Origin of the sequence: Streptococcus sp. FDAARGOS_256, assembly GCF_002289235.2 — a bacterium.
GTDB lineage: Bacteria > Bacillota > Bacilli > Lactobacillales > Streptococcaceae > Streptococcus.
On record NZ_NTGM02000001.1, the window covers coordinates 1257873 to 1273683 of the forward strand.

At 41.5% G+C, this 15811-nt stretch carries 10 protein-coding genes; 2 read left to right on the forward strand and 8 right to left on the reverse strand.

Features of this window, described 5'->3' with window-relative positions; all coding sequences use genetic code 11:
* The first annotated feature begins 37 nt into the window (after window positions 1-37).
* Window positions 38-1522, forward strand: a complete 1485-nt coding sequence (locus A6J84_RS06280; RefSeq protein ID WP_070696713.1) for a DUF1846 domain-containing protein — start codon at window positions 38-40, stop codon at window positions 1520-1522.
* Between the two features lie 133 nt (window positions 1523-1655).
* Here A6J84_RS06280 and A6J84_RS06285 read toward each other — a convergent pair whose 3' ends face one another.
* The 5 genes from A6J84_RS06285 to A6J84_RS06305 are packed head-to-tail and all read right to left on the reverse strand — an operon-like array spanning window position 1656 to window position 5584.
* Window positions 1656-2687, reverse strand: coding sequence for a sensor histidine kinase (locus tag A6J84_RS06285; RefSeq protein ID WP_095726269.1), 1032 nt, complete (start codon window positions 2685-2687; stop codon window positions 1656-1658).
* Window positions 2654-3352: a response regulator transcription factor gene (locus A6J84_RS06290; RefSeq protein WP_084856625.1), complete on the reverse strand. Its 699-nt coding sequence runs from the start codon at window positions 3350-3352 to the stop codon at window positions 2654-2656. Before A6J84_RS06290 ends, A6J84_RS06285 begins: the two co-directional genes overlap by 34 nt.
* A 12-nt stretch (window positions 3353-3364) precedes the next feature.
* Complete coding sequence (locus tag A6J84_RS06295) at window positions 3365-4087, reverse strand: lantibiotic ABC transporter permease (RefSeq protein WP_095726270.1); 723 nt, start codon at window positions 4085-4087, stop codon at window positions 3365-3367.
* A complete protein-coding gene (locus tag A6J84_RS06300) occupies window positions 4087-4875 on the reverse strand; it encodes a lantibiotic ABC transporter permease (RefSeq protein ID WP_084856620.1) in 789 nt (262 codons plus the stop codon). Before A6J84_RS06300 ends, A6J84_RS06295 begins: the two co-directional genes overlap by 1 nt.
* Before the next feature lies 1 nt (window position 4876).
* On the reverse strand, window positions 4877-5584 hold the full coding sequence (locus tag A6J84_RS06305) for an ABC transporter ATP-binding protein (RefSeq protein WP_095726271.1): 708 nt from the start codon (window positions 5582-5584) through the stop codon (window positions 4877-4879).
* A gap of 295 nt (window positions 5585-5879) precedes the next feature.
* Between A6J84_RS06305 and A6J84_RS06310 the strand changes: the two genes are divergently transcribed.
* Entirely contained in the window at window positions 5880-6362 is a 483-nt protein-coding gene (locus A6J84_RS06310) for an S-ribosylhomocysteine lyase (protein ID WP_000032557.1), read from the forward strand.
* 58 nt (window positions 6363-6420) lie between these two features.
* Here A6J84_RS06310 and A6J84_RS06315 read toward each other — a convergent pair whose 3' ends face one another.
* The 3 genes from A6J84_RS06315 to pflB form a co-directional block, all read right to left on the reverse strand.
* A complete protein-coding gene (locus tag A6J84_RS06315) occupies window positions 6421-8526 on the reverse strand; it encodes an AAA family ATPase (protein WP_095726272.1) in 2106 nt (701 codons plus the stop codon).
* 450 nt (window positions 8527-8976) lie between these two features.
* Window positions 8977-13050 (reverse strand): Spy0128 family protein, encoded by a 4074-nt coding sequence (locus tag A6J84_RS06320; protein WP_095726273.1) that lies wholly within the window; start codon window positions 13048-13050, stop codon window positions 8977-8979.
* A gap of 320 nt (window positions 13051-13370) precedes the next feature.
* Window positions 13371-15686: a formate C-acetyltransferase gene (pflB, locus tag A6J84_RS06325; protein WP_000260647.1), complete on the reverse strand. Its 2316-nt coding sequence runs from the start codon at window positions 15684-15686 to the stop codon at window positions 13371-13373.
* Between the last annotated feature and the right edge of the window lie 125 nt (window positions 15687-15811).

Sequence of the window (15811 nt, forward strand, 5' to 3'; positions counted from 1 at the left end):
CCAATTTTTTATTATAATAGAGGTCAGAGGTAAAAAAATGAAAAAACAAGCTTTTAGTTCTGAACAATATTTGAATCTACAGCGCGACCACATTTTGGAGCGCATTAACCAATTTGACGGCAAGCTCTACTTGGAGTTTGGTGGCAAAATGTTAGAAGATTTCCACGCTGCTCGTGTCCTTCCTGGTTATGAGCCTGACAATAAAATCAAGCTCTTGCAAGAATTGAAAGAGCAGGTTGAAGTTGTGATCGCCATTAACGCAAGCAACATCGAGCATTCCAAAGCGCGTGGTGACCTAGGCATTTCTTATGACCAAGAAGTTCTTCGCTTGATTGACAAATTCAATGAACTGGGAATTTTTGTTGGTTCGGTTGTCATCACACAATACGCAGGACAACCCGCTGCAGATGCCTTCCGCAACCAGTTAGATAAAAACGGGATTGATTCCTATCTTCATTATCCAATCAAAGGATACCCGACGGATATGGATCACATTATTTCTCCCGAAGGCATGGGGAAAAACGACTACATCAAAACCAGTCGCAACTTGATCGTCGTAACAGCTCCTGGACCTGGTTCTGGAAAATTGGCCACTTGTATGTCCAATATGTACCACGACCAACTTAATGGCATCAAGTCTGGTTACGCTAAGTTTGAAACCTTCCCAGTTTGGAATCTTCCCCTTCATCATCCGGTCAACTTGGCCTACGAGGCTGCAACCGCAGACCTTGACGATGTCAACATGATAGATCCTTTCCATCTCCAAACCTATGGAGAAACCACTGTCAACTACAACCGTGATATCGAAATTTTCCCAGTGCTCAAACGTATGTTGGAACGCATCCTCGGTGAATCTCCATACGCTTCTCCGACTGATATGGGGGTCAACATGGTTGGCTTCGCTATTACAAATAATGAGGCTGCTATCGAAGCTTCTAAACAAGAAATCATTCGCCGTTACTATCAAACTGTTCTTGATTTTAAAGCTGAAAAAGTCGGAGAAACTGCTGTCAAGAAGATTGAACTTCTCATGAACGACCTCGGTATCACACCTGCAGACCGTAAGGTTGCTGTCGCTGCACGTCAAAAGGCTGAAGAAACTGGTGGCCCTGCCCTAGCTCTCGAATTGCCATCTGGCGATATTGTAACTGGTAAAAACTCTGAACTCTTTGGTCCTACAGCTGCTGCCTTGATCAATGCCATCAAAAAATCAGCTGACATCGCTAAAGAAGTGAAACTAATCGAGCCTGAAGTCGTCAAACCAATTCAAGGTCTTAAAATCAATCATCTCGGTAGTCGCAATCCTCGCCTCCACTCAAATGAAATCCTGATTGCACTTGCAATCACAGCTATGGAAAATCCTGATGCTGCGCGTGCCATGGAAGAACTTGGGAATCTCAAAGGAAGCGAAGCTCACTCAACCATCATCCTGACCGATGAAGACAAGAATGTCCTTCGCAAGCTAGGCATCAACGTAACCTTTGACCCATACTACCAATACGATCGCTTGTATCGGAAGTAATTAAACGAGGCTGGACAAAACTCAATTTGAGAGAAAAATCCAGTAAATCTTTACATAATAAAAAAATCAAACGCATAATATCAAGTCTTTTGGACACTTGGTATTATGCGTTTTTATGATTTTCCATTCTCATTTATTTCAATGAAATTGTCAACTCGACAGAGGCTCCTCCTTGGTCTGGATTGAGCAGGGTCAGACGACCACCATGCAAGAGAGCTACCTGCTTAGAAAAGGCTAAGCCGATACCATGATGGGGATTAGTTGAATTGCGGCTTTGGTCACTCTGGTAAAAGAGCAGTTCTGCTCCCAGCAGCATCTCCTCAGAAAATGCAGGGCCATTGTTCCAGATAGCAAAAACCAACTGGTCCTGCTGCACTGATACCGTTAGCTTGACTTCCTTTTGGTCCTGATTAGCATGTTCAAGCGCATTCAGTAAGATATTGAGCAAAGCCCGCTTGAGATAGTCCAAATGAATGGACAATCTCAAGCTAAGATCACAATCTTCTTGGAGATAAAAATGATAGCTTTCCTGTTTGCTGAACAGTGCCCAATCATCCTGTAGATAAGCCAAAAAATCCCCTAAGGAAAGCTGAATGAACTGATTAGAATCAATCTGAAAAGTCTTAGCGTAATCAATCAAAGAGCCACAATACTCTTCCATCTTGTGACTGGCCTGCAAAATCTCAGAAGCATAGTCTGCCTGTGGCTGGCCTAACTGCGCCAATTCCAAGAGTTCAGCATTCCCCTTAATTACAGTTAGGGGCGTCTTCAAATCGTGCGATGTCGCTGATAGCTGTAAAATCAACTCCTGATTATGCTGCTGCTCTCTTTCTAGAAGATGAGCATTTTCTTGGTGGCTGCTCCGTAAATCGCTATAAACTTCTAGCATTTCCTCAATCCGAAAAAGCTGACTTTGATTTTCTTCTAAAAGCTTCTCGCTCTTTAGCATTTTTATTTCCCTGTCGATTTTTCGGAGCAATTTCAAAATATGATAAAAAGTAATCAGCAGCAAGCTCCCTGCCCAGAAGAACAAGGTGAAAAGAACGTAATCACTTCCTTGCGTAAATTCATAGCCTATAAGCACAAAAATCAAAACATGAAAAAAGACGATTTTCAAGCTAGTTGTCCAGACTAGGCTTTTGAAATTTCGGGTTCTAATTGCCATCTATAGCCTACTCCTCTCACTGTTGCGATTGCTTGCAGACCTTCTTGTTTGCATTTTTGGCGAATCTGATATACGTATTCTGAGATAGAGCGAAGCTGTGTTTCTGAGCTTTCTGGGTAAAGCAAGGTATGCAGGCGTTCAGCTGAAAAGGTCTGCTTGGGATTGCTAGCTAGTAAATGTAGCAACTTAAACTCTCGCTCTGAAAATTTCAAGACTTTACCAAAACAGGCAACTTCATAGAGCTCTGGATAAAATTGACAAGAAGCAATTTCGGAATAGCGCTCCTCCCGTCTTTCCTCCCGCCGAAGATGAGCTCTGACACGCGCCAGCAATTCTTTGGTCCCAAAAGGTTTGACAATATAGTCATCTGCTCCGCGAAAGAGCCCTTCCACCTTGTCCGCCTCTAACTCCTTAGCCGTCAGAAAGATAATTGGACACGAAAGATGAGGACGAATGTAGGAACACAGCTCAAAACCATTAACAGGCGCCATCATCACATCTAGCAGAATCAAATCATATCCTACAAAATCCGTCAGCTCTAGCTCTTCTATCCGATCAAGCGTCGTCACGTCATAAGCATCGAGCTCTAGGACGTTTTTCACCAGCTTTAAAATGCTCCGGTCGTCATCAACCACCAAAATACGATACTGTCTCATGATTTCCATTATAGCATACCTCTAGCGAACATCTCGTTTCAAGGTCAAGAATATAGCAGAGCTCCAAATCAAAGCTAGCCAGAACAGCTGTATTCCCAACCCTGATAGATCTATTGAATGCTGAAGCCCTTCAAACTCAAAAAGATTTAGCGTAGCCAGATCGGGCAGGTACTTTGCTTCTTTGATAAAAGTTGCCAATAAACGGCTAAGACCAATCAAGAGAGGAAATAGCACCGACACCGGCACAACCCAAGATTGAAAGAGCAAAGCGAGGCCAGCAGCTAAAAGAGCCAGAAAAAGATTGCTGAGAAGACCAAAAGAGCTGTAATAGAGGAATTTCCCCAGTAAGGGCCAGCTAAAGTCTAGGTCAAATCGAGCCAGCATAACAAAGAAACAGCTGCCTATCATGACACTGTAGAGAACCAAGAGCAGAACGGCCAGAAAAAGGAATTTCCCAGCCAACCAAGCCTTTCTATTTGATACGGTTAGAAAATTCGTTTGCATCCCAGACTTGACAAACTCCTGGGCAAAATAGAGGGAAGTAAAGATGACGATGACAGGCTGCGCCAGATAGAGAGCATGCAAAGCTTCACTCAGAGCCTTTGTCTGGCCAACTGCTGTCTGACTGTAGTCAAGATTCATCAGAAAAAAAGGAACGACTACCAGAGCCACAAAGGCGGCACCAAGAACGAGATAGTAAGAACGAAACTTAATCCATTCACTTTTAAGCAGAGCTTTTATCATCAGTAGCGTCCTCCTAAATCCGTCTTCAAAAAGCGCAGAGAGGCCATGACGCCGATAACTAGCAACCATACGCTTAGTATCAAGAGTCCTTGCAAGGGATTGTTGGCATATTGGGAAGTCGGCGTTGCAACAAATAACTCTCCTGCGGGCTGGGGCAGATAAGCTCCCCAACTCGTGTGAGCAGCTAGGTAGTTTCCTAAATTATAGATTTGGGGTACGAGAAAAAGCAGAGGAACTAGCATGGTCCGAGCCAATAAACCTAACAAAAACGAAAGGATTCCCAATAAGGTTAGAGATAAGGTTTTCCACAAAATCAAACTCCAAGCTGCCTGATTGAGCAAAATCGGATCAAGCCCTTCCTTTCCTAAAGCCAGATGCATGACCATATAACTAAAGTAGATTGATAAAAAGCTAGTGGCAAGAGAAAAGCAAGCAAAGGTCATGAGTTTCCCCACAAGCAACTTCAGGCGGTTATTACAGGTCAAGAGACTGGTTCTCAAGCTATGAGACTGAAATTCCATAGCTCCCAAAATTCCAGCTAAAATGACCAAAACCATGACCGCCATAGAAGCCCCGTTGAGACCTAGATATTCCAGCGGATCAATGGCGTTTATCAGATTAGGAACCGTCTCAGGTGTAGCATCCAAGCCGATAGACAGATACTGTCGGCCCTCCAACCAGGATACGACAGGCACCAAGAGCAGCATGAAGGCCATACTCACTCTGAAAGCCTTAGTTGAGCAAATTTTCAACCATTCTGAATGCAATAAGGACATCGTTTCTTTCATCTTAAGCCTCCTCTGTCAAGTCAAAAAAGAGGTCTTCTAGACTGTCTGAATCTTGCAGCACCTCTTCCAATCGTCCCTGCTCAATAATTTGCCCATGATGAATCAAGACTACATCATCTGTCACCATTTGCACCTCTGATAGGATATGAGAAGATAGAAGTACCGTTTTCCCTAAATCAGCCTGCTGACGGATGAACTTTCTAAACCACTTAATCCCACTTGGATCCAGTCCATTGGTCGGCTCATCTAATATAAGAAACTGAGGATCTCCCAGCAAAGCTGCTGCCAAACCCAACCGCTGACCTTCCCCCAGAGACAGGCTTGACAAGAGGTCCTTCCTCTTATGAGCAATCCCAGTCATCTCTAAAACCTCATCGATCCGAGACTTGGGAATAGCATTACTCGCCGCAATAATCCTCAAGTGGTCATAGACCTTTCGATTTGGCAGACCGCCAATGCCGTCAAAGGCTGCACCTACCGTTCTGAGCGGATAAGTCATTGACTGATAAGTTTGCCCATCAAAAGTCGCCGTCCCTGCTGTCGCCCGATCTAACCCCAAGAGAATTCTCAAGGTCGAGCTTTTTCCTGCACCATTATGTCCTAGAAAAGCCGTAATGCGACCACTCCTAGCTGTAAAAGAAATATCCTTTAAAATTTGCTTGTCTCCATATTTTTTAGAAACACGATCAATTTTTACAATATGTTCCATACTGAACTCCTTTATCTTTATTTTCTCCAGTATACCCAATCTAGTTCAGAATTAGTTCAGAGATTAAACAGAAATTTCAGAAAAAGTTGATCCACTTTTCAAAAGTCACCTTAGTTCCACTAGAAAAACTAAACTTTTCTTTCACAAGGTATTCTTCTCTCCATTCTTTCTTTATAATTCTGAGGTTTATGTATAGAGACTTTATTATCATTCTAGTACCAAAAAGTCATTTATCAAACCCCATCAACAGCACCCTTTATGATATAATGAAAGAAGAAAACTGAAAGGATTTACCATGTCAAAAGAAGTTATTGTTGAAAGTTTTGAACTTGACCACACCATTGTTAAAGCACCTTATGTTCGCTTGATTGGGGAAGAAACAGGGCCAAAAGGAGATGTCATCTCCAACTTTGATATCCGCTTGGTACAACCAAACGAAGACTCAATCCCTACTGCTGGCCTTCACACTATCGAGCACCTCTTGGCCAAACTCATCCGTACCCGCATTGACGGTATGATTGACTGCTCACCATTTGGCTGCCGTACTGGTTTCCATATGATTATGTGGGGACGCCATACTAGCGCCGAGATTGCTGCTGTTATTAAGGATTCGCTCAAGGAAATTGCTGAAACCACTACTTGGGAAGATGTTCCTGGAACAACCATCGAATCTTGCGGAAACTACAAGGACCACAGCCTCTTTTCTGCTAAAGAATGGGCAAAACTCATCCTGGAACAAGGAATCTCAGATGATGCCTTTGAACGCCATGTCATCTAAACACAAAAGGAACCAGCTTTTAGCTAGTTCCTTCTTTTTTTATTCTCAAAATCTTGAGTTAGGCTTTTTCACGAATGACCAAGACGCCATCTTCCATATCTGCTTCTAGATGTTTGGCATCTAGGTGATCCAAGTGGAAATCTGTTACCTTATCACGAATTTGTTGTTCAACCACGCGACGGAGAGGGCGAACACCCATAACTTCGTCATAACCTTCTTCTGTGATAAAGTCCTTAGCTGCTTGGCTGACTTCCAAATCAATGTCTTTCTTAGCCAAGGTTTGGTTGACTTCCGCCAACATCAAGTCCACAATCTTAGAAAGGTCTTCCTTATTCAAGTGTGAGAACTCGATAACTGCATTAAAGCGGTTAAGGAATTCTGGACGGAAGAATGGTTTCAAACGATCCATCAATTCTGGCTTATCCGCATCTTCTGTCAAGTTGGCTTCATAGCCAAAGCCAGCATTTGATGTTGCGATAATGACAGTGTTTTTAAAGTTAACGGTATTTCCCTGACCATCAGTCAAACGACCGTCATCCAAGACTTGGAGGAGAAGGGTAATGACTTGAGGATCCGCCTTTTCAATCTCATCCAAGAGAATGATAGAGTATGGATTGCGACGAACACGTTCTGTCAAGGTATTGCTATTGTCATCATACCCAACATAACCAGCTGTTGTACCGATCAATTTAGAAATGGCTGTGCGGTCACTGTATTCAGACATATCCAAGCGGATGATCGCATCCTTGGTTCCAAACATATCGAGCGCCAATTGCTTAGCAAGCTCCGTCTTACCAACCCCAGTAGGCCCTACAAAGAGGAAGCTACCGATTGGGCGATTGCCTTCATCAAAACCAGCACGGTTACGACGGATAGCACGAGCTACAGCTTCAACCGCCTTGTCTTGGCCGATAACCTTGTGTTCCAAGCGATGAGCCATATCTTTCAAACGTTCGATGTCTGACGCTCCCATTTGTGACACTGGGATACCTGTCATTCGTTCCACAGACTCAGCCACATCGTTGATGCTTGCAGTCACTTTCATGTCTTCTGTGTGGTTTTCGACTTTTTTCTCTAATTCAGCAATACGTGTCTTGGCATTGAGAGCTGCTTCAAAATCTTCTGCCTCAACTGCTTTTTCTTGCTTGTCTTTTTCTGCCTCGATTTCTCGTTCAACAGCATGAACATCTGTTACAGGATGTTGAGCTGCCAAGTGAGCAGCCGTTACATCGACAAGGTCGATAGCCTTATCTGGCAAGCTGCGTTGTGGAATGTATTGGATAGAATAATCCACTGCTGCTTTCAAGACTTCATCTGGCAAGATAACATTGTGGTGTTGTTGGTAGAGGTCACGAATTCCTTGAAGAATTTTAAAGGTATCCTCTGCTGAAGGAGCATTAACCTTGACTTCGTTGAAACGACGAGCAAGAGCTGCATTTTTCAAGATGGTGTTACGGTATTCGTCTTGAGTTGTCGCTCCAATAACGGTCAATTCACCACGAGAGAGAGCTGGCTTGAGAATGTCCGCAAGCCCTTTAGAACCACTGTCTCCTCCGATTGAGCCAGCGCCAAGGATTTGGTGAATTTCATCAAAGAAGAGGATAATATTCCCTGCTTCTTTTACTTCATTGACTAGATTTTGAACGTTTTCTTCAAAGCTACCACGGTATTGAGTACCAGCCTCAAGACCTGAGATATCAATAGAAATTATTTCCTTGTTCTTGATGGCAGCCGGAACATCTCCATTCACAATCGCTTGTGCTAGACCTTCGACAACGGCTGTCTTACCAACACCTGCATCTCCGACTAGAACAGGATTATTTTTCGTACGACGTGAGAGGATTTCAGATGTTTCTTGAATTTCCTTGTTTCGTCCGATTACAGGATCCAGCTTGCCCTCACGAGCTTCCGCTGTCAAGTTGCGACCTAGTTTAGCAAGGACACCGTCTTGTTTCATACCTGAAGCGTGTTGTTGCATTTGCACATCAGATTCTGCATTTCCTGGCAATTGACCAGTTGCACGATAGTGAGCAAATTCCTCAGGTGTCACTTCACGTCCATTAATCAAGTAGCGACGATTTTCAGAACTATATCCTCGCATACCACCCATCAATTGGTTAAATAAATCATCCATGTTGTTAAAGTTATTAAAGTTGTTGTTCATATTCTTTACCTCGTTTATTGTTAATTAAGTACGATCTCTGATATTGACTATCTTTGACCTTTGTTTTAAAAATTTTAGACTAGCTAACTCGCTACTCTACGTATAATTTCTGGTTTTTCTTTTTTAAATAAGCCTTTTATCATCTTCTTTTCAAAGTCTGTTAGATTCAACACAGGCCTCACCCCTTTCTAGGGTATCTATCGTACATTTTCAAGAAATAGAATCATTGAAAATGAAGTTTTTAAGGAATTCATTTTCCTTATGTTCCTACTATATCAAATTAGTCAGTAAAAGTCAATAGTTTTTTGACCAAATTTGACTATTTTTAAAAAAATTTTTTGAAGTACAAAAAAGCCCCTAGAAAACGAATTTTCTAGAGACTTTCTCTATCAAGTTTAAGAGAGAAGTAGAATTCTCACTTACCAAGTTTCATGTTTCTTCTATGAAAGCTTAAGCTTTACGTTTTACGAAGAATACCAATCCACTCAATGCCAAGACTACAAATCCAAGCGCAGAAAGGATAGAGGTTGCTTCACCTGTGTTTGGAAGTTCAGCTTTACCTTTATTCTCAGTAGCTGGGGGTGCTGGTTTCGGATCCTCCTTTTGTCCTGGATCAGTTGGTTCTGTTCCTGGAGTTGGATTTGTTCCTGGATTATTTGGCGTTGGATCTGGTGTTGGTGCTGGATCTGGCGTTGTTCCTGGATTATTTGGAGCTGGATTTGGATTTGGTTCTGGTGTTGGTGTTGGAACAGTGTATTTATTTGTAAATACAACTTCTTTACCATCGGCATACGAAACCTTTGCAGTCAAGAGACCTTGATCATCCGCAACTACAGTGACTGTTACGGTATGCTCAGTCTTATCGTATTCAATCCCCTCTTCAGTACCAACTTTTTCAACCAAGGTATAAGTATGAGTACCTGCTTCTTCGAATGAACGAACAAAAGCTACTTTACCTTCAGCAGTATTCTTAGCTTCTGCTACAACGGCGCCTTTCTCTTTCAATTCGAAAGTATAAGCATCAGCCGCAAGTTCTTTACCTTCAAGTTTCTTAGTTGCTTCAATCGTCGCTTCTACCGCTGGTGCTTTGAAGCTATTCTTGAAGACATTACCTGCTGGATATTCAACAGCTGCCTTCAAGGCGTTGGTTGCTGCATCTTTGGTTACTGTTACCTTTGCAGTCTTTTCTGTATCGTAAGTAATACCAGTTGCTCCAGCATTCACTTCTTTTACAGTATAAGTATGAACACCTTCTGCATCATAGTTGATTGTATTAAATGTTACTTTCCCACCTTGGTTTGTTTTTGTATCAATTTTTTGTCCATCTTTGTACAATTCAAATTGGAACTCACCATCAACCAAAGTACGACCAGTCAATTCTTTCGTAAACTCAAGTGTTGCTGATGTAGCTGTTGGAGCTGGTGCTGTATAAATATTTGTGAAGACCCGTTCTGTATCCGCATCTTCTACAGTCGCAACCAATTGGCCTTTACCATCATCCGCAACAGTGACGAACACTTCATACGCAGTTTGATCATAAGTGATTGTTTTATCGTCACCAGCTTTTTCAGTAATAGTGTAAGCGTAATCGCCTGCTGCTGAGAAAGTGACGTTGAAGACAACTTCTCCTGAGGCAGTATTCTTAGCCGTAGCTACAAGGTCTGAACCTTCTTTCAGTTCGAAAGTATAAGCATCAGCTTCAAGCGCTTTTCCTTTCAAGACTTTCTTAGCTTTGATTGTAGCCTGCGCAGGTTCCGCTTTATAGTCATTAACGAAAACTGGTGTTTCACTTGTAACTGTCGCGACAAGTTGACCTGAGCCATTATCTTTCACTTCTACAGTTGCTGGATGTTCTGTTTTATCATAAGTTACACCAAGTTTATTGCCAACCTTTTCTGTAATAGTATAGTTATATACTCCTGCTTTTGAATAGCTAATTTCAGAAAAACGAATCAATCCACCAGCAGCATTCTTTGCTGTCGCAACAACCTTATCACCCTCTTTCAGTTCAAACTCAAACTCATCTATCTCTAGCTCTTTACCGTTCAAAACTTTTTTAGCTTCAATAGCAATTTTTGCTGGAGCTGCTTTATAAGTGTTGGTGAAGGTTGGGTTGTTACCTGCAACAGCCGCCTCAAGTTGACCTTGACCGTTATCTGTAACGTTTACTGTCACTTCATGTGTAGCAGTGTCGTATGTCACACCTGCTTCGCTACCTGCTTTTTCTGAGATAGTGTAAGTGTGGTCGCCTGCTTCATTGTATTCGATTTCTTTGAAAGTAACAGTACCGTCTGCAGCGTTTTTAGCTGTCGCAACGACTTTGTCACCTTCTTTAAGCTCGAATTCGTATTTATCAGCTTCAAGGGCTTTACCTTCCAAGACTTTCTTAGCTGTAATCGTTGCACTTGTTTTAGCTGCTTTATAAGTGTTGGTGAAGGTTGGGTTGTTACCTGTAACAGTTGCAACAAGTTGACCTTGGCCGTTATCTGTAACTTTTACCTTAACTTCGTGTTTAGCAGTATCGTATGTCACACCTTTTTCACTACCTGCTTTTTCAGTGATAGTGTAAGTGTATTCACCTGCTGTTTCTAACTCAATTTCTTTGAAAGTAACGGTGCCGTCTGCAGCGTTTTTAGCTGTCGCAACGACTTTGTCACCTTCTTTAAGTTCGAATTCGTATTTATCAGCTTCAAGGTCTTTACCATTCAAGACTTTCTTAGCTGTGATAGTTTCTTTAGCTGGAGTTGCTTTATAGGTGTTAGTGAAAGTTGGTTCTGCAGATGTGACAGTTGCTGTTAAAACTCCACTTTGGAAAGTTGCTGCTACAGTAACTTCCTTGGCTTCTGTATCAAATGCAACGCCTGCAACTGCTGTTGAAGTGTCTTCTTTGATGATGTAGTGATAAGTTCCCGCACCTTTTACTTGGAGATTCTCAAAGGTAATAGTCCCATCAGCTTTTGATTTTGCTGTAGCTACAGGATCCTTCAAGTTCTCTGCAGTAAACAGGTTAAAGGTAAACTCATCTGCTTTTGGAAGTTTATCTGTACGTCCTTCTACTACTTTCTTAGCCGTCACATTGAATACAGCTGGAACAGGTTCGTCTTTAAGATGAATAGTAGAACCCGCAGCACCGAGTTTGACTGTATACTCTTTTTCATCTAGTTTATAACCTGCTGGAGCAGTCTTCTCTTTGATCTTAAACGTTTTACCTTCCCATTTCTGATCATAAGTTTTCGTAAGCGCTACTCCTTTTTCATTCGTAGTCACTTCTGTTGTTTCACTTGCATCATCTGCTGCTGTCACAGTATATACCGCACCCGAAACCGGAGCAAGAGTGAAGGCATCAGTCTTATGAATCTTAATTTGGTAAGCAGTAGATGCTACAATCGTACCAGAAATCAAAGATGTCGCCTCAGCTGTCATATCAAGTGCTCCCGGACGACTTGTATTCTGTGCTAATTTAGTCCCGTCAGCCAATGACAGAGCAACCCTATTTCCTACTTTACTTCCATCATTAGGAGTTGTTGTGTTATAAGAGACTATATAAGAGGTCGTTCCATCTTTAAAAATGATATCAAATGAAGTATAGTTTTCGTTCCACGAAACGGTATAGTCTTGTCCCTCAGTTAACAAAACTGCATCATCTGGAACAGCAGAAGTCCCAACAGTGATATTTGCCTTATACACTTTTAGAGTCTCAGGAATATACTGTGCAGGAGTGTAACTAGTATCATCATTTGGTATAGTATCATGTAATACAATATTTTGTCCTAAGTCTTGTTTCTCTGTATTTACACGTACACGCCAGGTAGACCATGCATCTCCCTTGCTAACCGAACCAATCTCAGCCAGTTTTGGAGAGTTCCAATTTTCAAGGGCAGCACGACCCCCAATTTTAGCATAATTTTCAGTACCAACTTTGGGACCATCGATTGTTTTTGATGAATAAATGTGAGTCACTTCTTGCTTCAATGAGGATGAATTAAAATTAATGCGGGTTTTATTCTGATCCTTTAAGAATCTAAAAGTAACAGAAAAATTCCCTGACACATCCTTTACCTTATCTCCACCAGTTTTCTCTAGATATTTATCCAAGTTTTTTAAGGTGATTTTTGCTTTCCCACCTTGATCAGTACCATTTGAAGTCACTTCTGCTTCTCCAATAGTAACTTTTGTTGTCGGATCAATTAAATCCTGACTCCCTTCATAAACTGCCATAGGAGCAGGTATATCAAAGGTAAAATAATCTCCATTATTCAAATGTTCATTATACTGTTTGAGATCAAAGGTCACGCGAAGCTTATATGCTAAATTCGTACGAAGCGAGAAATCTCCTTCTGAACTCACATTTTGCTTAGTATCTGAAGCATCTAACAGATCAATACCTGTAATGACTTGTGTCAATTCTTTTGAAACAGGATTATCTGCTTTAACAATGCCTATCAAAACAGATGCTAGGCCTAAAATAGCAAAAGCTAACGCAGAAAATTTAGAAAGCATATTTAACGCTTTGCTTTTCGACATTTCTTCTCCTCTTTTCTATATGAAATTTTTATTTCTAATCTCCCTAAGAGATTACATCATACCATTTTGACAACTCCTATCACTAACTAGAGTTTATCTATTGTATTATAACATCTCAATACAATCTATTCAAGTATATTAACTTAAAAATACACGTATTTGCACCATTTTATAGCTTAGCCATTCAATTTTGAACTATTTATATCGGTAAACTAATATAAATAACTTAATATATCTTATATCTATAATTAGGTCAATCTTTGATATTATAGCAAAAAGCCAGTCATTTTGACTGGCTTTCTTTTCATTCTAATTGAATCTTAGCTCAATGCGTCATCCATTGAAAGAACTTCGTGGAAGACACGTTGTGTCAATTCAGTTTTTTGTTCTGGAGTGAGGTATTTAGTGTTTACACAGTATCCAGAGATACGTACGATAACGTCTTCACCTGACATGATCTTTTCGTAAACATCGTTCAAGTCCATAACGTTCAAGTTAACGTGTTGTCCACCGTTTTCGAAGTAACCATCAAGGATTGTTACCAAGTTATCAACTTGTTCGTCACGAGTCTTACCAAGAGCACGTGGAGAAACTTGAGTTGTCAATGAGATACCGTCAGCTGCGTAACCAAAGTCAAGGCTAGCAAGTGAGTTCAAGTTTTGCAACCATCCACCTTTAGCTTTGTTAGATGGGTTCGCACCTGGTGAGAAGAATTCAAGTTTAGACAAGTTCACAGAACCATCTTCGTTGAGGTATACACCTTTGTGGACTGGTGAGTTACCAGTTTGTTTAGAGTAAGCAACGTTAGATGTGATTGTCAATAGTGATACTGTAGCTTCTGCGTCTTTGTAAAGTTTGTGGCTACGTAGACGAGTTGTATAAGCTTCGATCAACCATTCTGCCAATTCGTTTGAACGTGGGTCATCTTCACCCCAACGTGGGTATTCACCGATTGTTTCGTAATCGTAGATGTATCCATTTTCGTCACGGATTGGTTTAACGGTAGCGTATTTGATAGCTGACAATGTATCAACAGTGTTAGCAAATCCACAGATACCGAATCCCATGTTGGCACGTTGTTTAGTTGGCAAGAAGGCCATTTGAACAGCTTCGTAGTTGTACTTGTCAGTCATGTAGTGGATGATGTTCAAAGCGTCTACGTAAGTGTCAGTCAACCAGTCAAGAGATTTTTCGAAGTTGGCTTTAACTGATTCGAATTCAAGAACTTCGTCACGGATAGGATCGATGTCAAATACCTTGTAGTCTTTGTGAACATCGTCGTAACCACCGTTCAAACCAGTAAGAAGGGCTTTAAGAACGTTTACACGAGCACCGAAGTACTGGATATTGTGGCGTTGATCTTCGTTTTCTGGGTCTAGTGGAGATACACAACATGAGATACAGCTCATTTCACCGTATCCGTCTTTAGCCATTGTTGTTACACCTTCGTATTGGATAGAAGAGTGTTTGTGGCTCATGTGCATACAGTAGCGACGGAAGTTGTATGGCAATTTGTCAGTCCAAAGAACTGTCAAGTTTGGTTCTGGTGAGTTACCGATGTTGTCAAGAGTGTTCAAGAAACGGTAGTCCATCTTAGTAACACGGTGACGACCGTCGTTACCCATACCAGCCATAGAAGTTGTGATGAAGGTTGGGTCACCTGAGTACAATTGGTCATAAGCTTTTGTACGAGCAAATTTAACTGTACGAAGTTTCATAACGAAATCATCAACAAACTCTTGGATTTCTGATTCAGTAAATGTACCACGAGCAAGGTCACGTTCTGCAAAGATGTCCAATACGATTGGCACACGACCTAGAGATGTAGCAGCACCGTTAATCACACGGCAGACAGCCATGAAAGCAATGTTAACCCATTGGATTGCTTCTTTCACGTTCATCGCTGGTTTGCGAACATCAACCCCGTAAAGGTCACCCAAGCGAACAACTTGTTGCAATGCTTGGTATTGAAGGTTGATTTCTTCACGAAGACGAATTGTTTCTTCATCGATTTCTTCGATTGAGTTCCAATCGTTTACTTTTTCTTGCATCAAGTAGTCTGCACCGTAAAGAGCAAGACGTGCGTAAACACCGATGATACGTCCACGTGAATATGCATCTGGAAGACCAGTTACAGTGTGAGCGTGGCGAGCACGACGGATGTTTGAAGTGTAGGCACGGAAGATACCGTCGTTAACTGTTGTTACATATTTAGTAAAGATTTCGTGAACAGCTGGATCTGGTTCGTATCCATTTTCTTTCAAAGTAGTTTCAGCCATGCGGATACCACCTCTTGGCATGAAGTTCAATTTGAAGAGTTCATCGTTTTGGATACCGAAGATAACTTCGTTTTCTTTGTCGATAAATCCAGCAGGAATATCAGCAATAGATGTTGGACGAGTGTCCATTGGGAAACGAGTTTCTTCGTAGTGAGCCTTAGTTTCTTCTACAATCTTTTTAATGTGAAGTGAACGTTCTGTTGGTCCAGCAAGGAAGCTTTCATCACCATCATAAGGTGTGTAGTTAGCTTGAACGAAGCGAGAAACGCTTGCTTTTTCTTTCCAATCTACGCCTTTGAAGCCTTCCCAAGCTTTATCAAAAATGTCTTGTGCTTCAACAACTGTCTTAACAACCATGTTAATGTCCTCATTTTTCTTTCTAGTAACAGCCATCTGTTACATTCATGAGACAAGTATACCACACAGTAACCGATTTCAACAAGCGAAATCCGGCTTTTTCGTCACTTTCTTTTCTAATACAG

Bases quoted from the DNA above. Each gene is read 5' to 3' on its own strand.
- A6J84_RS06280 (WP_070696713.1), top strand. From the start codon at position 38: ATGAAAAAACAAGCTTTTAGTTCTGAACAATATTTGAATCTACAGCGC.
- A6J84_RS06285 (WP_095726269.1), bottom strand. From the start codon at position 2,687: ATGGCAATTAGAACCCGAAATTTCAAAAGCCTAGTCTGGACAACTAGC.
- A6J84_RS06290 (WP_084856625.1), bottom strand. From the start codon at position 3,352: ATGGAAATCATGAGACAGTATCGTATTTTGGTGGTTGATGACGACCGG.
- A6J84_RS06295 (WP_095726270.1), bottom strand. From the start codon at position 4,087: ATGATAAAAGCTCTGCTTAAAAGTGAATGGATTAAGTTTCGTTCTTAC.
- A6J84_RS06300 (WP_084856620.1), bottom strand. From the start codon at position 4,875: ATGAAAGAAACGATGTCCTTATTGCATTCAGAATGGTTGAAAATTTGC.
- A6J84_RS06305 (WP_095726271.1), bottom strand. From the start codon at position 5,584: ATGGAACATATTGTAAAAATTGATCGTGTTTCTAAAAAATATGGAGAC.
- A6J84_RS06310 (WP_000032557.1), top strand. From the start codon at position 5,880: ATGTCAAAAGAAGTTATTGTTGAAAGTTTTGAACTTGACCACACCATT.
- A6J84_RS06315 (WP_095726272.1), bottom strand. From the start codon at position 8,526: ATGAACAACAACTTTAATAACTTTAACAACATGGATGATTTATTTAAC.
- A6J84_RS06320 (WP_095726273.1), bottom strand. From the start codon at position 13,050: ATGTCGAAAAGCAAAGCGTTAAATATGCTTTCTAAATTTTCTGCGTTA.
- pflB (WP_000260647.1), bottom strand. From the start codon at position 15,686: ATGGTTGTTAAGACAGTTGTTGAAGCACAAGACATTTTTGATAAAGCT.